The sequence below is a fragment of the Bacteroides sp. AF32-8BH genome (assembly GCF_003435205.1).
GTDB lineage: Bacteria > Bacteroidota > Bacteroidia > Bacteroidales > Bacteroidaceae > Bacteroides > Bacteroides ovatus.
In genome coordinates, this window is sequence record NZ_QVLZ01000029.1 from 1 (window position 1) to 25,510 (window position 25,510).

A 25,510-nucleotide genomic window follows, 5' to 3' on the forward strand; every position below is an offset into this window, starting at 1 on the left:
AGACAGTTGAAATAAAAAAGAGATTACCACCAAATTTGACGAAGAACCAAAAAAAAATAAATTTGCTGTCATCTGTCACAGATTGTAACTTAACTGTTTGATTATGAAAAGTTAATGGCGTGACAGCAGCATGGTGACAGCACTGTGACGGCAATAATGCTGTCACTGCAAAGCTAAGAAGAGATAAACGCACTGCAAAGACGGTATGGTAGAGATGCATACCCAAATCAAGTAAAAATCACAGATGAAGTTTCATTGCCTGAATAGTATTAACCACAGGCAGATAAGCTATTTTATTTATTACCCCTGTACTTACGGGGCGGGACCTGCCTTGTAACCGATAGTTTCAAGCCTTGAAACTATTGGTTTTGCGGTTCGAAACTACAGTTTCATCGCCTTGAAACTTTAGTTTCTCTTGCTTGGAACTATTAGTTTCTTACTGATGAAACTATAGTTTCACACTGATGGAACTTTAGTTTCTCACCGATGAAACTATTCTCCCGTGTAGTTGTTTACTTATTTGTCTTATATAAAATTCTATTGTAACTAAAAAGCTTGTCATTTATTATCTTTCTTTTCAGAAAAAAGAAGTATATTTGCAATCAAGGACCGGACCTTTGACAGCCGGACTTGTATTTATAGGACATTTAATTTATTAGTAGGAAAGTCGCATTTTCGAATAGATGATAAATCAAATGTCCGTGCCAAGCTTATATCCCTATCGATATATAAGTTCTGGTGCGGGCATACTGTATTTTTCATCTATGGGTATGCGACTACCTCTACTAGGAAATACATGTATCGTTCGCACCTTTTTTTATATCTGGTTGCGACGCATACATCTAAAAATAAAACGAGGTATGACAACAAAACAATGGATTGGTATTGAAGAAGCGGCAACCAAGTATCAGGTATCTACCAGACGTATTATTACTTGGTGTGAAAGGCAAGAGATTATTTATTCAGAAGTCGGCGATTATCTAATGCTTGATGAAAACAGTCTGACGGATTGTCTTGAACGAAATATTCGGTTCAGTCTTTCCGAAGAAGAACACAAACGCCGGATGGATGAGAAGATGAAGGAAAATGAAGAGGAATTTTTTCTACTTCAATCACTGAAAGAGTTAACCCCATTGATCCGGTTAATAATAAAGGAGCTTGCCGGAATGATAAGGAATGATGAAAGACGGCAACTATTTCTTTATACCGTCTTACAAGGAAATATTAAGGATTTTAGTATCCGGAAACGTATGAAATATCGTCAAGCACAGAAGGCATTTGAAGGACTTGTGCAGGAAATAAAATCTCAAGCGGGATTCCTTAGGACGTATAAAGAAGAAAATATCCGTCTTAAAGCAACAGTACGGGCGTATGAAATGAAATTCCGCCAAAATGGCTTTGATAATGATATGTTCATGAGAGAGGCGGAAGAAACGAATCCGGAAATTTTTATTCCCGAAGATATAAAAGCGGCAAAGGCTTTACTTGATACTCCTATCACAGAATTGAAATTCGATATTCGGTCGCAGCGGATCATTTCTGAAGCTGATATAAAAACACTTCGAGAACTGCTACAAATCACTTCTCAATATGGGTTTAGGAAGTTGCGTGATATGTTACGGAATTTCGGGCTGGTTTCACAAAAGAAAGTGGAAAAACGCTTGAAAGAGCTGAATGTACTGGACGTTGCCGGCAACTGCAATTTATATAGGTATCTGGATGAATGACACAGATTGGGCTGGAGTGTTTCTTTGATAGTATAATAACATGGCTGATTTCTTCAAAAATCATTAAAATAGAAAACTTTTCTTCGTTTGTATTGTCTTATAGCCATAAACTTTTAAAACGAAAACTTATGGATGATATGATTAACAGGCATGATTCGATAGCCGAGGAAAATATCGAGCCGAATGGTCGTCCGGCTAAGGACCAGTTTGAGGAATGGAGCGGCGAGGTTGCCGACCGTGCCGATGACGCATTTAAGAATGACAAGAAAGACGGTCCCATTAAAGATCGTGAGAAACGTATAAAAGAAATGGACGAAGTGATTAAAAAGGACCTTGAATAAAGGTCCTTTTTTTGCTATTTATGCAAAAAAAAGGAAGTCTGATTTGTCGGGATATTATTTGATTGTAATTTCTATTTGTATATTCTTGGGTATAAGCTCTACTCCATATTTTTTCTTGAACATAGCTTTAGCTCTTTGTACCGAAGTGTCATTGGAGGGATTACGGCTTGATACAATAATAGCCTTTTTTTTAATTGTATGGTTGGGGGCTGATAATTGCTGGATACTGGCTTCCAGTTGTTCAACAGCATGAGGCAGATCTTTCCCCTTTAATTCAACAAAATATTCGTTGTGACAATGGTCGAGTATCAGGTAGTCACATCTGATGCCATCAGTAATTTGGCAACCATCAACCTTTATTTTTGTGAGTAGATGCTGATTGGGATTTGAGAAAACGCATTTGCATTTATTTTCTTTTACTACCAGCAACTTATCTGTTACTTCCCATGTGCAGGCTTGTTTGAATATTGCCATATTATTCTAAATCTAATAATGAAGAAAAAATCCTTCCCTGTTCATCTGAAGTAGAGTCTATTTGGTCGGCGACAATGATGTTATATTCTTTATCTAAGATAGAAATGATATGTCCTTTTTCTATCTTATAGGCAGTAATTTTATTAAAGTCAACCCAACTGCTTTTAGGCATGAGTGCTGCAATCTCTTCTTCTTTTTCCGGGTGTAACTTAGATACGTTACCGGCTTCTAGCATATTGTTTAAAGCCGACAGTAGATATGGGCTATGAGTTGTTATTGTCAGCTGATGACATTCTTTTACTATGTGTTGGAGCAAAGCAATTTGAGTTTCAGGAAAGAGATTAAGTTCCGGTTCTTCTATTACGAAGTGAGTGTCCGATTGCTCCTTGGTGATGTAATCAATAACCATGAGTAAGGGTACGACGGATTGAATACCCGACGATGCGTCTTTGAATGGAATGATTTTATCATAATTGCTTAAAACTAGATTCTCACTAGCCTCACGGACTTGGAATATTATATTGAAAATAGGAACTTGATAATTTACGAATAGGTTCTTTGCTTTTTCATAGAAAGAGGCAAATTCCAACAATGTGACTGGTATAGGTGCTTTGGACAACACCAAAGTAGCTATGGAGCGGGAGAATGTACTAATGAAGAAGCGTTCTGCCGGAATGTATAAATTATGGCTTGTCGAATGGTACGAAAAAGTGAAATTGAAGGAACCATCTTCGTAGGTGATATCTCCTTGTTCTGAAGAATAACTAATATAGCTGTCCGGATTAAAATACGAAATAATATTGTACTCGGAGAACTTAGTCATTAAATAGTCGGAATCAACCTTCAAAACTTTATCCCTACTATTCTCGAAGATAGTAATTAGTTTGGCCACTGTGCTCTTTCCGGCTCCTTGTTCACCTATGAAGATATTGAAGTCTTTCAATGCAATATCTGCTGAAGCGATAGCTCCAAAATTACGAATGATAAGTTTGCGCTCCATAATTATCAAATAACTTGGTTCTGATTCGTACAATATAATTACTTCAAGAAGGCTATCAAAAAAGAGCAACTCTTTTGGAAATTGCTCTTTTAAAAAGTGGAGCGTATCGGACTCGAACCGATCACCTCGACACTGCCAGTGTCGCGCTCTAGCCAGATGAGCTAACGCCCCTTTTCTATCTTATATGATAACGTTTGTAAACGAATCTTTTTTGTTGCCGCAAATATAATGCATTATTCTGAAATAATTGCTATGTTTGCGGTAAATAATAGTATGAAATTAAGATATGCTGATTTATAATACAACTTTTCAAGTGGACGATGACGTTCACGACAATTTCATGATTTGGATAAAAGAGAGTTATATTCCTGAAGTACAGAAACACGGTGCGTTGAAGGCACCCCGCATTTGCCGGATATTAAGTCATCGGGAAGAAGGAAGTGCGTATTCTTTGCAATGGGAGGTGGAAAGCAGTGGATTACTACATCGCTGGCATCTGGAACAGGGAGTGCGGCTAAATGACGAACTGGCAAAAATATTTAAAGATAAAGTGATCGGGTTTCCGACCCTGATGGAGGTGATAGAGTGATTCAACCGGTAAAAGAAAAGATAATCCTGGGGATTGACCCCGGTACGACAATCATGGGATACGGTGTTCTAAGAGTGAAAGGAACCAAGCCCGAAATGATTGCGATGGGGATTATCGACTTGCGTAAATTTGCCAACCACTATCTGAAACTTCGCCATATCCATGAACGGGTATTGAGTATTATTGAAAGTTATCTGCCTGATGAGCTGGCTATTGAAGCGCCTTTCTTCGGTAAAAATGTACAATCGATGTTGAAGTTGGGCCGTGCACAGGGGGTAGCGATGGCAGTGGCGTTGAGCCGGGACATTCCGATTACGGAATATGCTCCTTTGAAGATAAAGATGGCTATCACCGGAAACGGGCAGGCATCCAAAGAACAGGTAGCGGATATGTTGCAGCGGATGTTGCGCTTTCCCAAAGAGGATATGCCTACTTTTATGGATGCAACAGACGGATTGGCAGCAGCCTATTGTCATTTCCTGCAAATGGGGCGGCCGACCATGGAAAAAGGTTATAATAGCTGGAAGGATTTTATAGCGAAGAATCCGGATAAGGTGAAGTAAAGCGACTGATTATAGGGATAGATATAAAGGAAATATCTAGGGGAGGTTTAAATGAAGATGGGAAGTAATTATTTAGCAATATTAGGGGTGACTACAGTGACAACAGTAATGAGCTGCTCCCCTGCGAAAAAGGAATATGCTTCTTTTGAGCTGTATCCGGTTCGTACGGGAAGTCTTACGGAAATGGAATATACGCCGTTGGCAACCAAATTTTATCTTTGGTCACCAACTGCAGAAGAAGTACGCCTGATGCTATATGATGCCGGTGAAGGCGGACATGCTTATGAAACAGTAAAGATGGAGCCCACAGAAGATGGAACCTGGACAACTTCAGTAGATGAGAACCTGCTTGGCAAATTCTATGCCTTCAATGTAAAAATCAATGATAAATGGCAGGGAGACACGCCGGGAATCAATGCCCATGCTGTCGGAGTGAATGGGAAACGTGCTGCCATTATTGACTGGAAGACTACAAATCCCGAGGGATGGGAGAGTGACAGACGTCCTTCTCTGAAATCTCCTGCTGATATGATTATCTATGAAATGCATCATCGTGACTTCTCGGTTGATTCTACTTCGGGAATTAAGAATAAAGGTAAATACCTCGCATTGACTGAACACGGGACCATGAATTCAGATAAGTTATTGACCGGTATCGATCACTTGATAGAACTGGGAGTGACACATGTACATCTTCTTCCTTCTTCTGATTATGCTTCTATCGACGAAACAAAACTGGAAGAAAACCACTATAACTGGGGATATGATCCGGCGAATTATAATGTGCCGGATGGCTCTTATTCAACTGACCCTTATCAACCTGCCACTCGTGTGAAAGAGTTCAAACAAATGGTACAAGCACTGCATAGAGCTGGTATCCGTGTGATAATGGATATGGTTTATAATCATACTTTTAATACCGTTGAAAGTAATTTTGAACGTACTGTTCCCGGTTATTTTTATCGTCAGAAAGAAGACGGGACATTGGCAAATGGTTCCGGATGCGGTAATGAGACGGCAAGTGAACGCCCTATGATGCGCAAGTTTATGATAGAGTCCGTTCTTTATTGGATAAAAGAATATCATATTGACGGTTTCCGTTTTGACTTGATGGGAGTGCATGATATTGAAACCATGAATGAGATCCGGAAAGCGGTGAACAAGGTTGATCCTACCATTTGTATTTATGGAGAAGGTTGGGCAGCCGACACTCCCCAATATCCGGCAGATTCGTTGGCAATGAAAGGGAATGTTTCCCACATGCCGGGAATTGCCGTATTCTCGGATGAATTGCGTGATGGGCTTTGCGGACCTGTGTGGAAAAAGGAGAAAGGGGCTTTCCTCGCCGGAGTTCCGGGAGCAGAAATGAGTGTTAAATTCGGAATTGTGGGTGCTATTGAGCATCCGCAAGTACGGTGTGATTCTGTTAATTACAGTCAGAAACCGTGGGCGGAGCAGCCTACCCAGATGATTAGCTACGTTTCCTGCCATGACGGTTTGTGCCTTGTTGATCGCTTGAAAGCAAGTATGCCGGGAGCTACTCCCGAGCAACTGGTTCGACTTGATAAGCTTGCGCAGACGGTAGTCTTCACTTCGCAAGGTATTCCTTTTATCTATGCAGGAGAAGAAGTGATGCGCGATAAACAAGGAGTGGGCAATAGTTATAAGAGTCCGGATGCAGTCAATGCTATCGATTGGCGACGTAAAACGACGAACGGAGATGTTTTCATGTATTATAAGCGACTCATAGATCTGCGTAAGTCCCATCCCGCTTTCCGTATGGGAGATGCGGAAAAGGTTCGGAAGCATCTGGAGTTTCTTCCGGTGGAAGGACAAAACCTGATTGCATTCCGCCTGAAGGATCATGCGAACGGAGATAGTTGGGAAGATATTATCGTGGCTTTTAATTCCCGTATGACTCCTGCGCGTTTGGAAGTGCCTGTTGGTAAATATACAGTGGTATGCAAAGATGGTGTGATAGATGTGCGTGGATTAGGTACGCAGATCGGACCGGAAGTAATTATTCCCGGACAGTCTGCATTGATTATGTATAAGTAGCTTTAGTCATTATTTGTCATATCAATAACGGCTTTCTTTCTAATTTAGATTCTTGTTTGTAACAAGTCTAATTCTGTTTGTTACATCTGTTGTTCTTTATATTCACTCGGTGAAATTCCGTAAAAGTCTCTGAATGTATTGGAAAAATGAGAGAGGTTGGAGAAGCCTGTAGCGTATGCAACTTCCGAAACGCTTAGATTCTTCTCACGTAGCAGATTGGCAGCTTGTTTCAGTCTGATAGAACGAATGAAATCTCGTGCTGACTGATTAGTCAACTCCTTTAATTTGCGGTGCATATGTACGCGGCTCATTCCAACGTTGGCTGCCAGCATCTCTACATTAAGGGTAGGGTCGGCAAGATGGTCATTGATGGTTTTCATTACTTTACTCATCAAGATCTCATCATTGGACTTCATTTCTATCTTTGTTATTTTTTCTTCTACTTGTTGTTCACCTACCAGTTTGCCGCGCAGTCTTTCCCGATTGGCTATCAGATTACTGATAGTAGTTCGTAATAATTCAGTGTTGAATGGTTTTACGATATAAGCATCTGCTCCAATTTCAAGCCCTTCGATTTGGTCTTCGGCTTTCGATTTGGCGGTTAATAATATAATCGGTATATGATTGATATTGATATTCTGTTTTATTTTCCGGCAGAGAGTGATCCCATCCATTTCGGGCATCATAACATCACTGATGACGAGATCGGGTTTCTCCTTCAAAATGGTTTCCAGTCCTTCCCGTCCATTTGTACATTCATAGATACGGAAATCACTATCCAGTTCGCTACGTATGTAGCGGCGTATTTCTTCATCATCTTCTACGATTAAGACGCGATAACGTGTTTTTGCTTTGGGTTTCCTGTACTCGTTAGTTTTGTTTTCTTCTTCCGTTTCATAGATCGAATCTTTGGGAAGTTGGGAGATTGTTGGTTCGCTTCCGGTTTCTTCAGGATTTTCCAGTTCTTCTGCTTTCAAGTGATTACTACCTAACGGCAGGCGGATGATGAAACGGGTTCCTTGTCCGTCTTCGCGGTTTTCTGCTTTGATGATGCCGTGGTGCAGTTCCACTAACGACCGTGAAAGATGCAGTCCGATTCCTGTACCGAAATTAGATTGTGTCATGTCGTTGTCAATCTGATAGAAACGTTCGAATATTTGTTCTATTTTGTTTTTGTCAATACCGATTCCGTTATCGGTGATATCTATCTCGAAATAATCTTTCAAAGCACCCCGGTAGGCATCGTTGTGACCGGTTTTCAATGACACTTCGATATTTCCTCCCTCATGTGTATATTTGAAAGCATTGGAAAGGACATTCATCAATACTTTGTCAAAGTTATTTAGATCAATCCATACTTTCAGAGAATCAGCACCTTCCAGTTCTTTTTCGAAAGTAAATGTGATGTTCTTTTTTTGCGCTTGATAATTGAATGTTTGCATCAAGTCATTGATAAATCCTACGATGTCTGTTTCCCGGAATTTCAGATGCATTTGTCCTTTGTCCAGTTTTCGTATGTCCATCAGTTGATTGATCAGACGTAGAATACGTTGGGCATTCCGGTAAATCATGAGATAAACCGGTTGTTTCTCGGAATGTTCGGCTAACAGTTTCTCTAACGGGCTGATGATAAGAGTCATCGGGGTACGTATTTCATGTGAGATATTAATGAAGAATTGTAATTTGGCTTCGTTAATCTGTTCCATGTGTTTTTGTCGCATCACTTCTTGCCGGTGGCGGATACGTGACAGAATATACATGGTAAGAGCATAGATTAGTAATGCTCCGAGGCATCCCCAGATTACTTTTGCCCACCAGGTCTGGTACCAGGGTGGAGTGATGGCAATAGTAACTGTGCGGATATTAGAGAAATTATTATGGTCGCGTGCCTGTACGGAGAAAGTGTATTTCCCCGGTTTCAGACTGCTATAAGTCACCCGGTTTGTTCCCGGTTGCGTACTGATCCATTCATCGCCTAATTCTTTTATCTTATATTGATAACTAATCCGGTCGGGATTGCTGAATTCCAAAACAGAAAAATCAATGCTGAATGTATTTTCATTATATGCCAGTGTAAATTGCTCGGTATCCATGACAGCAGTATCAGTGATGACATTGTTGCCGGATTTATCCCCTTTTTTCACAGGGCGGTTAGCAACGTGAAAGCCGGTAATCAATACATTCATTTCTTTTTTGATTTCGGTGATATCCTGGGGGTAGAAAGCTGTTACTCCATTGGTACCTCCAAAAAATATCTTGCCGCGTTTATCTTTAAATACAGCAGTGCGCGTAAACTCATTTCCTTGCAGACCGTCGCCTGCATAATAGTTGATAAACTTCTTTTCCGGAGGATTCAGTTTGGAGATTCCCTGATGGGTACTGATCCATATATTTTTTTTCTCGTCTTCAGCCAGGCCGCAAATAATATCACTGGGGAGTCCATCGGCAGTAGTGAAAAGTACAGGTGTTAGTCTGTCTTTATTCAGGCAGACCAATCCTTCGGAAGTACCAGCCCAGATCTCTCCATTACTACTTTCCAATAAACTGTAAACGACATACCCGGGGAGGAGATTGTTTTGCTTTTTATAATTGATAAAATTGTCCGTTTGAGGATTGAGTACGGCCAGACCTTTATAAGTGCCGATCCATATCATTCCCTCTCTATCTTCCAGTAGGTAGCTGATCCAATCGTTTGGAAGTCGGTTGATGCTCCAGTCATCGTTTTCGTTGCGGGTAGATTCGTAATAGGTGACATGTTGAGTTGGTAAATTGATTTTGTATAAGCCCGAACCATAAGTACCCACCCAGAGATTCTTGTTTTTGTCTTCAATGATGCAGGAAACTTTGGGCTTGCCTGCGTTAAGATTTCCTTGTAAAAGCGAGGTGGCATCTTGACATGTTCCGGTTTGTTTGTTCATCCGTGCCAGACCATTGAAGTAAGATCCTAGCCAAAGTTCCTGATTGGAATCTTCATAGAGACATAGGATAGTGCCGGGGACAGATTGGGGATTACCTGCCTGATGGGTGTAATGGCGTAATTGTTTTCCCTGATCGTTTATGGCATATAATCCGTCGTTATCCGTACCTATCCAGATTGTAGCTTGTTCATCTGTATGAATAGCCATAACACAGCTGGAACCAATGGTGTTGTTGTGTATTGATTTGTAGCCGTAGTAGTCGAACTTATTTGAAATGCCGGGCACTAGTATCAAACCTTTCTGAAAAATGCCCAGCCATAAATTGTGATCTTTATCTTCGATTAACGAGTGAACCTTGGATTTGGAGAAGTCAAAGGGACCCGCATTAATCTCACTGTCCACAATAATATCTTGTTGAGGCTGATATTCTTTTACTCCTTCACCGTCTGTTCCTATGATAAGTTTTCCACGGGTATCAATGATGAGAGTCCGGATATTCAAATTCATCCGGTTTTGGTAGAGGACAGGTTCGAAGTTTCCTTCCTGCCGGGATGATAGTCTGAAAAGACCTTTTGTCAAGGTTCCTACGAAAATTTGTCCGTGTGCATCCTCACAAATGGCAGAAACGTCATCACCTGCTATATGATAAGGTGCTTTATAGCTTTTAAGCTCTTTATTTTCCGGAGAATAACGGTAAAGTCCTTTTTCTTCTGTAGCAATCCATAAATTTTGCCGGGAATCTTCGAAAATGACATTCAGGTAGTTACTACCTATCCGGTCTGTCAGTTCGGTTTCGATATGGAAGGAGGCGGGATTGCTGTTCTTTTTTAGGGATATGGCGCCTTGTCCGGAAGTTGCTATCCAAAGATCTCCGTTCCGGCGTTCAATAATGGAAGTGATATGAGGATTCTTTCGTCCGTCTTTCCGAGAGATGAATAATTCGTGAAAGTTGTCTGTGGCGCGGTCATATCGCTGTAAGCCATTGATGCATCCGATCCAGAAATTACCGCGACTGTCTTCGAATAATGTCCGTACATAGTTGTTTTTCAAACTGGTGCTATCCGTAGCATTATGTCGATAGATCGAGAAACGTGTCCCGTCGAATTTATTAAGTCCGTTTTCGGTAGCTATCCAGATAAATCCTTTCCGGTCCTGATATACGGCATTGATCAGACTGTTGGAAAGTTCTTTGTCTGTTGAATAGAATTTGCCGGTCTGTGCTTTCATAACAGGAGTGCTTCCTATCAGGAAATAGTATATGGAAAAAAGGAATAGGATTTGTGCTTTCATACTCATTAATATAAGCAGGGTTTATTGGTGCTTTTTATATAGACAAAGATACTATATTAAATTAAAATAGCATTAGCTTTGTTACTTTTCCTTTTACTGATGTTACGTGCAAACCCTTTAGGGATGCTTCTGGGAGGGGTATGTAACGGGTGTGCAATAGCTTGTAACGTACATGCAAGTGTATGTAACCGCCTGTCAATTGCTTGAAACAAAATCTCCACCTATGCTTGATATATTATCCATAAATTTGCATTAACCAAAAAAATGAATTGTCGGACACCTTAAAATAATAACTGCTTATGGAAACATGAATTCCTTACTCTATTCCTTATTATAAATAAGAAGAGAAAAACCTATAACTTGGATTAACCACTATCATTATTAATTAAAAAAATGATTTTATGGAAAGCACAAATCATTATTTTCGACCGTTAGGTCTTATCATTCTTTTCTGCCTCTTCCCTGTATGGGTATTGGCACAGACTGTTTCCGTGACGGGGATGGTCAAAGATGCATCGGGCGAACCGATTATCGGAGCCAGTGTAGTAGAAGCTGGCACTACCAATGGTATAGTTACCGATTTGGATGGTAATTTTAAGTTGAATGTATCAGCCAAAGGTAGCTTGAAGATTTCTTTTATCGGATATCAGACACAAACGATTCCTGTAGCCGGGAAAAAGCAGTTTGATATTACCCTCAAAGAAGATGCAAAAGTATTAGACGAAGTAGTTGTAGTTGGATATGGTCAGATGAAACGTAGTGACCTGACCGGTTCTGTTGTATCGGTCAACGATGAAGCCATTAAGAAATCTGTAGTGACTTCCGTTGACCAGGTACTGCAAGGACGTGCTGCTGGTGTGCAGGTACAGGCTAATAGCGGTATGCCCGGTGGTAGTTCTTCCATCCGTATTCGTGGTATCAACTCTTTGAATGCCTCCAATGAACCTATCTTTGTCATTGACGGTGTTATCATCGACGGTTCCACAGGTTCGGGAAGTGATAATGCACTGGCATCTATCAATCCTTCGGACATCGTCTCTATGGACGTATTAAAGGATGCTTCCGCCACTGCTATTTATGGTGCGCGAGCTGCAAACGGTGTGATTATGATTACTACCAAACGTGGACAGAAGGGTGAGGCGCAAATAACTTATGACGGATATATAGGATGGCAGGAAATGCCTAAAAAACTGGATATGCTGAATCTGCGTGAATATGCGGAGCATAAGAATGTTCGTTCAGGAAAAGACTATTCGGGAAATGATTGGGGAATAGTGAACAAGGATAATAACTTTGTTCGTCCGGATTTACTAGGTGAGGGTACAGACTGGCAGGATGAGATGTTCTCTAAAGCTATGATGACCAGTCATAATCTTTCTGTGACCGGAGGTACTGATAAAAGTAACTATGCATTGGGAGCAGGTTACCTCAATCAGGATGGTATTGCTGTTGGTTCAGGGTTCAGGCGTCTGAACTTACGAGGTAGTTTTGATGCCCAGGTGAAGAGCTATTTAAAAATGGGTATTAACTTTGCGTTTAGTAATTCCCGTCAGAAATTGACTGTATCTGACGAGTCGTTGATTAGAACTGCTTTATTGCAGAGTCCGAGTGTGGCTGTTCGTAATGCTGAAGGCACATTTGACGGACCGGATACGGACGAATGGGTACAAACGAATCCGGTGGGTCTTGCCATGATTAAGGATAACCGCAACGAGAAAATGGGTATTCGGGCAAACACCTATGCTGAAGCTACTATCATTGACGGACTGACGTTTAAAACGGAATTGTCTTTCGATTATGGGGTAACTAATACTTATAAATTTGATCCCTCATATACTTTTGGTGCGATTGAAAATACGGACCGTCAGGGGACTTTCTCCAAATCATATAATAAGTTCTGGAGTTGGAGAAATATCGTGAATTACATGAAAACTTTTGGAGTGCACAATGTGAATGCAATGATTGGCCAGGAAATGCAGGAGAGCAAATGGGAATATCTGATGGGAAGCCGTATGGGATATTTGTCCAATGCTGCAACCGATCTGACATTGGGAGATGCCGCAACAGCCAAGAATAATGGTAATAGTGGAGAAAGTTCGATTTTATCTTATTTCGGCCGTCTGTTCTATTCATACGATGACAAATATCTGTTGACATTTACTCTTCGTCGCGACGGTTCTTCCAAATTCTACAAAGATAATCGTTGGGGATGGTTCCCGTCGGCTGCTTTGGCTTGGAAGGTTTCCAATGAATCTTTTTTGAAAGACAACAATATTATTAATAATCTGAAATTGCGTTTAGGATGGGGTGTTGTAGGTAATCAGAATGTGCCTAATAATGCATATAAAGCCATTTATTCATCTGTTGCTACCGTTTGGGGAACAGGATTGCTGGCTGGCAATACTCCGAATCCCGAATTGAAATGGGAGTCTACTTATTCAAGTAATCTGGGACTTGATATTAATCTTTTCCAGAACAGGATTGAATTGATAGCCGATATTTATTATAAGAAAACAAATGATTTGTTGTTGCAAGTGCCTCTTCCTGCTTATGTGGGAACTTCAGGTCAGGGCTCTACTTCCGCACCCTGGAAGAATGTGGGTTCTTTGGAGAATAAAGGACTTGAGTTGACTTTAAATACAGTGAATATTGATAAAGGCGGATTTCAATGGAGAAGTAACGTGGTATTCTCTATGAACCGTAATAAAGTAAAATCGCTGGATACGGCAACCAGCCTGATAGATAAGAGTAATCAGACAGGCGAAACAATAACCGTACTGACACGTACATCAGTAGGAAACCCTATCGGACAGTTTTATGGTTATAAAGTGATTGGCCGCTTTGAAAAGGCTACTGACTTTTACTATAAAGATGCTTCCGGAGCAATTAAGCCGGTAGCATTGCCTGAAGGTATGTCGATTTCCAAGAATAGTATCTGGATTGGTGATTATATTTTTGAAGATGTAAACAAAGACGGTGTTATCAATGAACAGGACCGTACTTATATCGGTAATCCTGAACCGGACTTTACTTTCGGCTTCGGTAACTCTTTCTCTTATAAAGGCTTCGACTTGAGCATTAACCTGACCGGATCGGTGGGAAATGAAGTTGTAAACTGGGGGCGTCGTGAACTTGAAAATCCACGGGGCAATAATAATATCCTGAAATCGGCGTTGGATTATGCACAACTGGCTTTGATTGATCCGAATGGTCCGGATGATTATCGGAATATACAGATTGTAGGCGGTGACCCTTATGCTTGCCGTATGGCTATTGCCAAAGGGACAGATGATTCCAATTATCGTTTCAGTGACCGCTTTGTGGAAGATGGTTCTTTCCTGCGTATTCAGTCTATCTCTTTCGGCTATACGTTCCCGCGTAAATGGTTGGCACCGATTGGTATTCAGAATCTGAAACTTTATTGTAACCTGCAGAATGTATATACATTCACAAAATACAAAGGGATGGACCCGGAAATAGGTTCTGCCAATCAGGACGCTTTGCTTACAGGCTTTGATAACTATCGTTATCCTTCTCCGCGAATTTATACATTCGGTCTGAATTTAACCTTTTAATCATTTAAAGTGACTAAATATGAAAACAAGTAAATATATATACTCTTTCATGTTGGCTGTAGCTTTGGCGTTTGCAGGATGCAGTGACTTCCTCGATTCTGAAGATAACTCCAATATCGCAGGAGATAACTTTTATCAAACGGAAGATGATTTCCGGGCAGCAACAGCTCCTTTGTATAATAAGGTGTGGTTCGACTTTAACGATAAGTTCTATTATGGACTGGGTGATGGACGCGGATTCAACCTTTGTGCGACAACCTCTAATTATATCTATCCTTTTGCCGATTTGACCGAAACCGGATTGACGGGGCCGTTAGTTTCGGCTTGGGGCTCATTATACAATATAGTACAGCAAACTAATAAGATTATTAACGGGATCAAAGGTAACTCATCCAATAGCGAAGAAGTGAAGAACCCATATATTGCTGAAGCACGGTTCATGCGTGGAGTTGCTTATTCCTATCTGGCGATGTTATGGGGAAATGTTATTATAAATGAGGATACGGATGAACTGGTGGCTAATCCAATTGTCAATACTAGCCCGGTAAGTGATGTCTATGAATTTGCGATGCGTGACTTGGAATTTGCGGCAAAATATTTGCCGGAGGTTTCTTCTGCTGCCGGACGTGTCAATAAATACAGTGCCTTTGGCATGTTGTCGCGTGTTTATCTGACGTATGCCGGTTATAGTAGTAACCCTAATAGTGCGACCCGTAATCAGGACTATCTGGATTTGGCAAAGAAAGCGGCTTTAAAAGTGATAGAAAACAGAAATTTTGAACTGATGACTGATTATGCCGATTTGTTTATGATTGATAAAAATAACAACTCGGAAACACTATTTGCTTTACAATGGGTTAGTAATGGTACGTATGGGGAATGTAATACGATACAGGACTATTTTGCTTGTGAGTCGGCTATTACCGGTAATGACCGTGCATGGGGCGGTTATGTTTTTGCACAACCGGACGTGATTTGGGAGTATGAAAAAGGAGATAAACGGCGTCAGCCGACTTGGATGGCTTATGGCGATCATTATCCTGAAATACAGAAAGCAAACGGAGGATATACTTGTGAGAAGAAAGCATCGGGTACTGTTTCCGGAATTTATTGTAAGAAATATGTTTGTGGTTCTAGCAAAGATAATGCGAAGATCACTTCCGGAAGTACTCCTATCAATACTTACATGTTGCGTCTGGCAGAAGTATATCTGATTTATGCAGAAGCTATATTGGGAAATAATCCTTCAACAGATGATGCCGATGCAATGGAATACTTTAACAAAGTGCGCAAGCGTGCCGGTTTGGAACCCCAAAATTCGATTACTTACGAAGATATTCGTCGTGAGCGTAGACTGGAACTTTGTCTGGAAGGACAGTATTGGTATGACTTGGTACGTAGAGCTTATTATAAACAACAGGAAGTACTCAATTATATCACCGGACAGGATAGGGGTACTGCTATTCCTGTAGTATGGGATGCGGATACACAGACTTTGAAGAGAGACGAGGATTCGGATGAAACGAAGCGTGCCATAGGTGACGTCGATTCCAGTATATTCCTTCTTCCTTATCCGGAATCGGAGACTGTGCAAAATCCTTTGTTGAAAGCGGATCCTATGCCTTATGCATTTAAGGAAGACAGAATAACCGATTTGTTTAACTAAAAACGAGAATACGAATGAAAAGCTTGATATATAAAAATAGTATGAAAGCATTTGGCTTATTGGTGAGTCTGCTCATCTGCTCTTGTTCATTTGTTTCGTGTGACGACGATGACGATAATGGCGGAAGTTCTGTGATGAACATAACAGGGATCTATCTGGAAGACGCGAAGTCGAATGTTCCTGACCGTTTGGTTGATTTTGCCCGTTTGGGACAACTGATCCGAATTGAAGGTGAAGGATTCAACGGATTGAAGAAAGTGTATATTAATGGATATAACTGTTATTTTAATCCGGTATTTGTTTCGAATAAATCTTTTCTGGTTAGTGTGAACAGTAAAGTTCCGACTACAGAAGCAGACGAGAATGTACGTAATACAATTCGTTTGGTAAAAGATGGCGGTGAATACGTTTATGATTTCCAGATTCGTGCTGCTGCACCGTCTATAACGAAAATCTCCAACTGTATGCCGAATGTAGGTGAACCTATCATTGTTTATGGAAGTGGATTGACGGAAATAGCAAAAGTCGTTTTCCCCGGAAATGTGGTGGTGACAGAAGGTATTATTTCTGATCTTGACGGTGAATATTTTATGGTGGATATGCCTGCCGGAGTTTCTGAAGAGGGCGGTTCTATTTTCGTAGAAGGTTCGAATGGTGGTGCTTATTCTCCTGCCTATTTCAATTATAAGAAAGGCTTGTTGTTGAACTTCGACGGAGTGGGTGCACAAGGGGCATGGGGCGATTCTGAAAGTATGATTCAAACAACCGAACTGGAATCAGCTTCGATTGGTGAAGGTAATGTGTCGCAAGGTGCTTACTGTCGTTTGCCATTAGAAAGACAGTTGCCGGTGGCAGCAGCGAAGAATCGTTGTGCTGAAGTTTGGACAGCTGGTAATGGCACTGATCCTGACTGGTTGACGCTGGGTGTCCCTGCTGAAACTCCTGTTGCCGAATGTGCTATTCAGTTTGAAATTTATGTGCCCGAACCTTGGTCTGAATCCGGATTCCTGAAGATTTGTGGTCAGAACGGATTCAACGGTGGAGAATGGGAGAGAGACTGTTATAATTACGTACCGTGGCTTGTAGACGGAAAGATTGTTCCTTTCCAGACAACCGGTTGGCAGACTGTAACTGTTCCGTTTAGTGAATTCTACAAATCGAAAGCATCCAGCGGAGCTTGGACCACTTTTGCCGATGTGGCCGCTACCCGTGCATCTGCTTCTTATGCCAACTTCGGTTTCTATTTTGAGAACTCTGATATTACATTGGATAAGATCACAGGTGCGAGCTCGGATAAAGAAACAGAGTTTCTATCCAAAGCAACTTCCGTGAAGATTTATATTGATAACTGGCGTGTCGTACCTTTGACGAAGCCGGAATATACCGATTTCCCGGACGAAGAAGAGGATGCAGAATAATAATGACTTTAAATTGAAAAGATTATGAAATACAGAAATATGCTTCCGTTTGTTGCCTTGTCGGTGCTGATATTGACATCGTGTGACGATAATAAGATGGAGTGGTATAAAGACCCTACACATGGAGCGGTTACTTCTTCCGAACTGCCTTTACAGTTGGCTGAAAAGATTTCCCGTTACAAGCCGTTGAAAGAATATTTATCCGATCCCAACTTTAAGTTGGGTATCGGAGTGGGGATGGATGAATATCTTGGTGACGAGACAACGACTACCATTGTGAATGAGAACTTTAATGATCTGACGATAGGATATGCCATGAAGCACGGTCCTATGGTCGATTCTAAAGGGAATTTGAAATTTGATAAGGTAGATCAATTGTTTACAAAGACTACAGAAGCGGGTATAAGCATTTATGGACACTGTCTGATTTGGCACACTAATCAGAATGCGAGTTATCTGAATAGTCTGATTGCACCGGAAGTTATTCCGGGACCGGCGGGCAGTAATTTGTTGGATCTGTCAGGCATTGAAGATGGAACCTTTGATGGCTGGAATCGTAAAAATGGAAGTGATGCGATGTCCATTGTGGAAGGGGAAGGACTGACAACTACTTCCAAAGCATTGAAATTTACAGTAGGATCTTCTGTAACGGCTGCTCATTCTGTGCAATTATATACTCCTGACATTTCAGCAGTAAGTGGGCATAATTATGAAATTTCATTTTTTGTCCGTTCGGATAAAGCTGGTAAAGCCCGGTTGACTTTCGCTGGGTTAGGAAATAATTATCCATATAAAGACTGGTATGCTACAGGTGGCAGTTGGACGGAAGCTTTTGAGACAACGTCTCAATGGCAGCAGGTGAAGATCACAGTGAATGATTTTGTTAGTACTACATTTCAGATTGCATTTGAATTTGGTTATTTGCCGGATGTGACTTATTATGTAGATAATATTGTTGTGACAGACAAAGATGCCGATCCTACTGTGGTTAATCTGATTTCTAACGGAGATTTTGAAAGCAAAGCTATTACTCCTTGGGGAGCTTGGAGTAGTGGAAAAGCCGCGATTTCGGAAGAAGGTGAAGGATATGGAAGTTCATATTCGATGAAGCTGACTAGTTCTGTTGACGGAGGGGCGGGCAATGCATATAAGGCACAGGCTGGATATGGCTTTGATACTCCTTTGGAAGTCGGCAAGACCTATGAGTTCTCTGCTATGATTAAAGCAAGTGTCTCAACTACTTTCCAAATTCAAATTCAGAACTCAACGAGTTATGCAGGTGAATGCTATGTAGATGGAAATGTGAGTACGACTTGGACAGAATTTAAGAAAGAATTTACAGTGTCTAAAGAGGATATGAATCGATTCTGTATCAATTTCGGAGTTAGTGCAGGCGATTATTATATAGATAATATCGTATTGTCGGAGAAAGTGGTGGAGACACGTGCAGTCACTCGCGCTTCCGGTCCTACTATCATTGAGAAGACCGACGAAGAAAAAGCCGAGATTATCAGAGATGCTATGGAAGACTGGATTTCAAAGATGGTTACCCATTGCAAACCTTATGTTCATGCATGGGACGTAGTCAATGAACCAATGGATGACGGAAAAACATCAGACATTAAGACTGGTAAAGGCAAAACTGATCTGGCTTCTGATGAATTCTACTGGCAAGATTATTTCCTGACTCCGAAAGACTATGCAGTAGAAGCTTTCAAACTTGCCCGTCAGTATGGAAATCCGGATGATAAACTATTCATCAATGATTATAATCTGGAATATAACCTCAATAAGTGTGACGGTCTGATTAAATATGTGGAATACATCGAAAGCAAAGGAGCCATAGTGGATGGTATTGGTACACAAATGCATATTGCTATTGATTCCAATAAAGACAATATTGCTCAAATGTTCCAGAAACTGGGTGCTACCGGCAAGTTGATTAAAGTATCCGAGTTGGATATTAAGGTTAACACCTCGTCGCCTACTACTGAAAATCTGGCACAACAGGCAGAAATGTATCAGTATGTTATTGATATGTACAAGAAGTATATTCCGGTGGATAAACAATATGGTATTACCATCTGGGGAGTATCGGACAATGAAAAAGAACATGTGAATTGGATACCGAATGACGCTCCGAACCTTTGGGATGCTAATTATGCACGTAAACATGCTTATAAGGGAGTAGCCGATGGTTTGGCTGGTAAGGATGTCAGCGAAGACTTTACCGGAGATTTGGAATTATAATAATTAAAGAGGGGGAGAGTGAGGGTTACAGTAGTTGTTATCATCCTGGAGCGGATCGAATGAATAACAATAACTACTGTAATCCGCTCTTTCTAAAACTTTCGTTTTCCTCCTGTTCATCGGTGGTTTCAGCTTGAATGTAACATTGCAACAAGTTTTTGTAACATACGTAAACGATGATGTAACAAGCGAGTAATGATTTGAATCAGAATTTCTGGGTAAGTGGGAAGAAACTTCCTAAGTTTGCAAAGTGGAATCCCGATGGATTTCTTCTCTTGCTAAATTATCATGAAATAAAGACATATAAAAGAAAAGACAGAATGAATAAGTATTGGTTTTATAAGGTAGGGTTAGTAGTTGTGTTCCTTTGCTTCGCCTTGTTGGGCGGAGCAAAGGTTAAACTTCCGACTCTTGTTTCCGACGGAATGGTACTTCAGCGTGGGGAACCTGTCAATATCTGGGGAACGGCTGATCCTGATGAAACCGTTGATATAACTTTCCTGAAAAAGAAATATAAGACTGTTGCTGATGTACAAGGTAACTGGAAAGTGACTTTGCCTATATTGAAAGCTGGCGGACCTTATACGATGGCCATTAATGATATCGAATTAAAGGATATTCTTATTGGTGATGTTTGGGTATGTTCGGGACAGTCGAATATGGAATTGCCTGTTTCACGGGTTACAGATCGTTTTCGCGATGAAATATCTACGGACAGTAACTATCCGATGGTACGCTATATAAAAACACCTCTGCTCTATAATTTTCATGCTCCGCAGGCAGATATTCCGGGAATTTCCTGGCAAGCGATGACTCCTGAAAATGTGATGCCTTTCTCTGCTTTAGCCTATTTCTTCGCTAAAGATGTCTATCAAAAGACAAAGGTTCCGGTAGGAATCATAAATTCCAGTGTCGGAGGTTCACCGGTAGAAGCGTGGATCAGTGAGGGAGGGTTGAAGCCTTTTCCATTTTATTTGAATGAAAAGCGTATCTATGAGTCAGACGATTTGATGGAGTCGATGAAAAAAGAGGAGAGGAAGAAAAGTCATGCCTGGAATGTGGCGTTGTTTCAGGGAGATAAAGGGATGCATGAGGCTACCCCTTGGTATGCTGCCGATTATGATGATAGCAATTGGACAGAAACAGATTTGTTTACTTCCGGCTGGGCAACAAACGGACTGAATACCGTCAATGGCTCCCACTGGTTCCGTAAAGACTTTCAGGTGTCTGCACAACAGGCGGGAGAGAAAGCGACTCTTCGTTTGGGATGCATCGTAGATGCAGATTCGGTCTATGTAAATGGCACATTTGTGGGGACTGTCTCTTATCAGTATCCTCCCCGTATCTACACCATTCCTGCCGGATTGTTGAAAGCCGGAAAAAATACAATAACCATACGCCTTTTCAGTTATGGCGGTCGTCCTCAATTTGTAAAGGAAAAGCCTTATAAAATCCTTTTCGGAAAAGGTCAGCCGGAAAAAGGAGAATCGGAGATCAATTTGGAGGGGAGTTGGAAATATCATCTCGGTGCTCCTATGCCCGCTGCTCCGGGACAAACGGCTTTTCATTATAAACCCACAGGACTGTATAATGCAATGATTGCTCCTTTGCTGAACTATACGGTATCCGGTGTCATCTGGTATCAGGGAGAATCGAATGTCTCACGCAGAAATGAGTATAAAGACTTGTTGACGGCTATGATTAGCGATTGGAGACAACGATGGAATAAGTCGGATATGCCTTTCTATATCATTGAGCTGGCGGATTTCCTTTCACCCACAGATAAAGGAGGACGCACTGCCTGGGCGGAATTCCGGAAAGCGCAGGCGGAAGTAGCCGATACAAATAAAAATGTTACTCTGATTAAAAATAGTGATTTAGGAGAATGGAATGATATTCATCCATTGGATAAAAAGACGCTAGGGCAACGAGTGGCAGCAGCTATCTTGATAGAAATGAATACGAAAAACAGAAAATGACCAATTTATCTATTTTATGGAGAATACAATAAAGACCAATGAAGCGAAAGGTTTCTATAAACTCTCTTGGCTTCAACGTATAGGATTCGGTTCCGGTGATTTGGCGCAAAACCTTATTTACCAGACCGTATGTATGTATCTGCTGATTTTTTATACCAATGTATATGGACTTAAACCGGAAGTGGCAGCCGTGATGTTTCTTATTGTCAGGATAGTGGATGTCCTTTGGGATCCTCTGGTGGGTGCTTTCGTCGATAAACACAATCCTAAACTAGGTAAATACCGTTCATATCTTATTTGGGGAGGAATTCCGCTGACTGGTTTTGCTATTCTTTGTTTTTGGAACGGCTTTTCGGGTTCACTGTTCTATGCCTATTTCACTTACGTTGGATTATCCATGTGTTATACATTGATTAATGTGCCTTATGGAGCACTGAATGCGTCACTTACCCGCGATACGAATGAAATCACGGTGTTGACGTCAGTGCGTATGTTTCTTGCCAATTTGGGTGGTTTGGCTGTGGCATACGGTATTCCGATACTGGTGAAGGTGTTGTCTCCCGATGGTAAAATCAATACTACTGCATCTGCTAACGCATGGTTTATTACGATGACTATTTATGCTGTTATCGGATTGGCGTTATTGATGTTCTGCTTTAGCCAGACGAAGGAGCGTGTGGTTATGGATCAGGAGGAGACATCTAAAGTAAAAGTGTCCGACTTGTGGGTAGAATTTTGTAGAAATAAACCTTTGCGTATTTTGGCGTTCTTTTTCATTACTGCTTTTGCAATGATGGCGATTGGTAATTCTGCCGGTTCATATTATATGATTTATAATGTACGTGCACCGGAGATGTTACCTTATTTCATGGCCTTGGGCTCGATACCCGCATTCATTTTCATGCCGATGGTACCTGCCATTAAACGTGCCATTGGAAAAAAGCAAATGTTTTATGTATTCCTTTCAGTCGCTATATTGGGTATGGCATTGCTGTATATTATTTCTGTGGTTCCGGTACTCAAAACGCAGATATGGTTGGTCTTTGTGGCGCAGTTCATAAAATCGACGGGAGTCATTATTGCGACAGGGTATATGTGGGCTTTGGTTCCCGAAGTAATTTCGTATGGCGAATATACTCATGGTAAACGTATTTCGGGTATAGTCAATGCTTTGACTGGTATTTTCTATAAAGCGGGAATGGCTCTTGGAGGAGTTGTACCGGGACTTGTTATGGCTTTTGTCGGATTCGACCAGACAAATGAAGTGTCACAATCACCTTTTGCCGAACAGGGAATACTGTGGCTCGTAGCCGTTATTCCGGCGTTGTTGCTTTTGGTCGCTATGTTCATTATTTCTAAATATGAATTGGAAGATAATGTGATTGACAATATAAATGAGGAGATAGAATCGCGCTGTAAAAAAGGCGAATAGATAAGATAGTAGAATGTTTATTACTCAAAAATATAACGTATGAAACTCAAACGAATAATTCTGTTATTATTGACAGTGATGTTTTCTTTTTCTTATGGAGAAGTTTTTGCGAAAGATGGAAATTCGCTGAAAAAGGCTTTGAAAAACAAGTTTTTGATTGGCGTGTCAGTGAACACACATCAAAGTTCCGGTAAGGATGTCGCAGCTGTTGAAATTGTAAAGAAGAATTTTAATTCCATCGTGGCGGAAAACTGCATGAAGTCTTCTGTCATTCATCCGAAAGAAAATAAGTATAATTTTGCGCAGGCAGATGAATTTGTCAGTTTTGGTGAGAGCAATCAAATGGCTATCATTGGTCACTGCCTGATTTGGCATTCACAATTGGCTCCTTGGTTTTGCGTAGATAAGGACGGGAATAATGTTTCTCCGGAAGTCCTGAAGAAACGGATGAAAGACCATATCACTACCATCGTGAAACGCTATAAAGGCCGTATCAAAGGCTGGGATGTAGTAAATGAAGCGATTGAAGATAATGGAGCATATCGCAAGACAAAGTTTTATGAGATTCTGGGGGAAGAATATATCCCATTGGCTTTCCAATATGCACACGAGGCCGATCCGGATGCCGAACTTTACTACAATGACTACTCAATGGCCCAACCGGGGAGAAGAGAAGCCGTCGTGAAAATGGTGAACGATTTGAAAAAACGTGGAATCCGTATTGATGCCATAGGTATGCAAGGACACATCGGCATGGACTACCCGAAAATCTGTGAATTTGAGAAGAGTATGCTGGCCTTTGCCGGAACAGGAGTGAAGATAATGATAACAGAACTGGATTTGACGGTGATACCATCACCGAATCCCAATGTAGGTGCAGAAGTTTCCGCTTCCTTTGAATATAAGAAAGAGATGAATCCTTATCCGGATGGATTACCGGAAGAGGTATCGAAAGCATGGACTGAAAGAATGAATGACTTTTTCCGTCTGTTCCTGAAACATCATAACCTTATCACCAGGGTTACTCTTTGGGGAGTAGCCGATCAGAACTCTTGGCGTAATGACTGGCCGATGAGAGGCCGCACGGATTATCCGTTACTTTTTGATCGCAATTATCAGCCGAAGCCGGTAGTCGACCTGATTATCAAAGAGACTGAAAAAACAAAATAAGTTTCTAACAGAAAAACCGAAAAAGCATGAAAACAGAAAAAAGATATTTAGTTCCCAGTGATTATATGGCTGACCCTGCCGTACATGTATTTGATGGCAAACTGTATATTTATCCCTCGCACGATTGGGAAAGTGGTATTGCTGAAAATGATAATGGCGATCATTTCAATATGAAAGATTATCACGTGTATTCTATGGATAATGTGATGAACGGTGAAATAAAAGATCATGGAGTGGTGCTTTCCACAGAGGATATTCCTTGGGCGGGCCGTCAACTATGGGATTGTGATGTGGTTTGTAAAGATGGTAAGTACTATATGTATTTTCCATTGAAAGATCAGAATGATATATTTCGTATCGGGGTAGCTGTGAGTGATAAACCTTATGGTCCTTTTATACCGGAAGCTAATCCGATGAAAGGAAGTTACAGCATCGATCCGGCTGTATGGGATGACGGAGATGGTAACTATTATATATATTTCGGTGGATTGTGGGGTGGACAACTTCAACGTTACCGTAATAATAAAGCCTTGGAATCTGCCATTTTGCCGGAAGGAGAGGAGGAGGCAATCCCGTCGCGTGTTGCTCGTTTGAGTGAAGACATGATGGAGTTTGCCGAAGAACCCCGTGCAGTGGTAATTCTGGATGAAGACGGTAAGCCATTGACAGCAGGGGATACGGAACGCCGTTTCTTCGAAGCTTCGTGGATGCATAAATATAATGGTAAATACTATTTTTCCTATTCTACGGGAGACACTCATTTGCTCTGCTATGCAACAGGTGATAACCCTTATGGTCCGTTTACTTATCAGGGAGTCATTCTGACTCCGGTGGTAGGATGGACTACTCACCATGCTATTGTAGAGTTTAAAGGTAAGTGGTATCTGTTTCATCACGATTGTGTACCATCAGAGGGAAAGACTTGGCTCCGTAGCTTGAAAGTCTGTGAACTTCAGTATGATGCAGACGGGCGAATCATTACTATCGAGGGAAAAGATGAATAATAGGATACATTAAAACAACCGCCTCTATTTGAAAAACATACCTACTTTTACCAGAA

General features: G+C 41.1%; 17 protein-coding genes and 1 tRNA gene. 13 read left to right on the top strand and 5 right to left on the bottom strand.

Annotation, left to right across the window (positions count from 1 at the left end; all coding sequences use genetic code 11):
• Positions 1-220, bottom strand: a 220-nt coding sequence (locus DWZ47_RS31070; protein WP_233525078.1) for a hypothetical protein, incomplete at its 3' end; no start/stop codon positions are given.
• Between the two features lie 640 nt (positions 221-860).
• Between DWZ47_RS31070 and DWZ47_RS19630 the strand changes: the two genes are divergently transcribed.
• Together DWZ47_RS19630 and DWZ47_RS19635 are read left to right on the top strand one after the other, a co-directional pair.
• Positions 861-1,727 (top strand): hypothetical protein, encoded by an 867-nt coding sequence (locus DWZ47_RS19630; RefSeq protein WP_074705423.1) that lies wholly within the window; start codon positions 861-863, stop codon positions 1,725-1,727.
• A gap of 128 nt (positions 1,728-1,855) precedes the next feature.
• On the top strand, positions 1,856-2,068 hold the full coding sequence (locus tag DWZ47_RS19635; protein ID WP_004304389.1) for a hypothetical protein: 213 nt from the start codon (positions 1,856-1,858) through the stop codon (positions 2,066-2,068).
• 54 nt (positions 2,069-2,122) lie between these two features.
• On the opposite strand, the gene DWZ47_RS19640 is transcribed toward DWZ47_RS19635, so the two are convergent.
• From DWZ47_RS19640 to DWZ47_RS19650, 3 genes are all read right to left on the bottom strand, one after another.
• Positions 2,123-2,542, bottom strand: coding sequence for a hypothetical protein (locus DWZ47_RS19640; protein WP_004304388.1), 420 nt, complete (start codon positions 2,540-2,542; stop codon positions 2,123-2,125).
• Between the two features lies 1 nt (position 2,543).
• Positions 2,544-3,542, bottom strand: coding sequence for an AAA family ATPase (locus DWZ47_RS19645; protein WP_004311410.1), 999 nt, complete (start codon positions 3,540-3,542; stop codon positions 2,544-2,546).
• A gap of 97 nt (positions 3,543-3,639) precedes the next feature.
• Positions 3,640-3,713 (bottom strand) — tRNA-Ala (locus DWZ47_RS19650).
• A gap of 115 nt (positions 3,714-3,828) precedes the next feature.
• On the opposite strand from DWZ47_RS19650, the gene DWZ47_RS19655 reads away from it, so the two are divergent.
• From DWZ47_RS19655 to pulA, 3 genes are read left to right on the top strand one after another with little or no spacing between them, the layout of a single operon-like run.
• A complete protein-coding gene (locus tag DWZ47_RS19655) occupies positions 3,829-4,131 on the top strand; it encodes a DUF4286 family protein (RefSeq protein ID WP_004304386.1) in 303 nt (100 codons plus the stop codon).
• Positions 4,128-4,694, top strand: coding sequence for a crossover junction endodeoxyribonuclease RuvC (ruvC, locus tag DWZ47_RS19660; protein ID WP_004300848.1), 567 nt, complete (start codon positions 4,128-4,130; stop codon positions 4,692-4,694). The genes DWZ47_RS19655 and ruvC overlap by 4 nt, the downstream gene beginning before the upstream one ends.
• 51 nt (positions 4,695-4,745) lie before the next feature.
• Positions 4,746-6,752: a type I pullulanase gene (pulA, locus tag DWZ47_RS19665; RefSeq protein ID WP_117514342.1), complete on the top strand. Its 2,007-nt coding sequence runs from the start codon at positions 4,746-4,748 to the stop codon at positions 6,750-6,752.
• 80 nt (positions 6,753-6,832) lie between these two features.
• On the opposite strand, the gene DWZ47_RS19670 is transcribed toward pulA, so the two are convergent.
• Positions 6,833-10,966 carry a two-component regulator propeller domain-containing protein gene (locus DWZ47_RS19670; RefSeq protein WP_117514344.1) on the bottom strand — a complete coding sequence of 1,378 codons (4,134 nt, stop codon included), beginning with the start codon at positions 10,964-10,966 and terminating at the stop codon, positions 6,833-6,835.
• A 395-nt stretch (positions 10,967-11,361) separates the two neighbouring features.
• Between DWZ47_RS19670 and DWZ47_RS19675 the strand changes: the two genes are divergently transcribed.
• The 8 genes from DWZ47_RS19675 (at position 11,362) to DWZ47_RS19710 (ending at position 25,454) form a co-directional block, all read left to right on the top strand.
• Entirely contained in the window at positions 11,362-14,535 is a 3,174-nt protein-coding gene (locus DWZ47_RS19675; protein WP_004311414.1) for a SusC/RagA family TonB-linked outer membrane protein, read from the top strand.
• A gap of 19 nt (positions 14,536-14,554) precedes the next feature.
• Complete coding sequence (locus DWZ47_RS19680; RefSeq protein WP_004300844.1) at positions 14,555-16,201, top strand: RagB/SusD family nutrient uptake outer membrane protein; 1,647 nt, start codon at positions 14,555-14,557, stop codon at positions 16,199-16,201.
• 41 nt (positions 16,202-16,242) lie between these two features.
• Entirely contained in the window at positions 16,243-17,619 is a 1,377-nt protein-coding gene (locus DWZ47_RS19685; RefSeq protein ID WP_032844685.1) for a glycan-binding surface protein, read from the top strand.
• A gap of 24 nt (positions 17,620-17,643) precedes the next feature.
• Positions 17,644-19,869, top strand: a complete 2,226-nt coding sequence (locus DWZ47_RS19690) for an endo-1,4-beta-xylanase (RefSeq protein WP_117514346.1) — start codon at positions 17,644-17,646, stop codon at positions 19,867-19,869.
• Between the two features lie 320 nt (positions 19,870-20,189).
• Positions 20,190-21,848, top strand: a complete 1,659-nt coding sequence (locus DWZ47_RS19695) for a sialate O-acetylesterase (RefSeq protein WP_004304379.1) — start codon at positions 20,190-20,192, stop codon at positions 21,846-21,848.
• A 16-nt stretch (positions 21,849-21,864) separates the two neighbouring features.
• The gene (locus DWZ47_RS19700; RefSeq protein ID WP_004311418.1) at positions 21,865-23,280 is read left to right on the top strand and encodes an MFS transporter; all 1,416 of its coding nucleotides are present in this window, start codon (positions 21,865-21,867) and stop codon (positions 23,278-23,280) included.
• A 39-nt stretch (positions 23,281-23,319) separates the two neighbouring features.
• Positions 23,320-24,450, top strand: coding sequence for an endo-1,4-beta-xylanase (locus tag DWZ47_RS19705; RefSeq protein ID WP_117514348.1), 1,131 nt, complete (start codon positions 23,320-23,322; stop codon positions 24,448-24,450).
• A 26-nt stretch (positions 24,451-24,476) separates the two neighbouring features.
• Entirely contained in the window at positions 24,477-25,454 is a 978-nt protein-coding gene (locus DWZ47_RS19710; protein ID WP_117514350.1) for a glycoside hydrolase family 43 protein, read from the top strand.
• Positions 25,455-25,510: the final 56 nt, after the last annotated feature.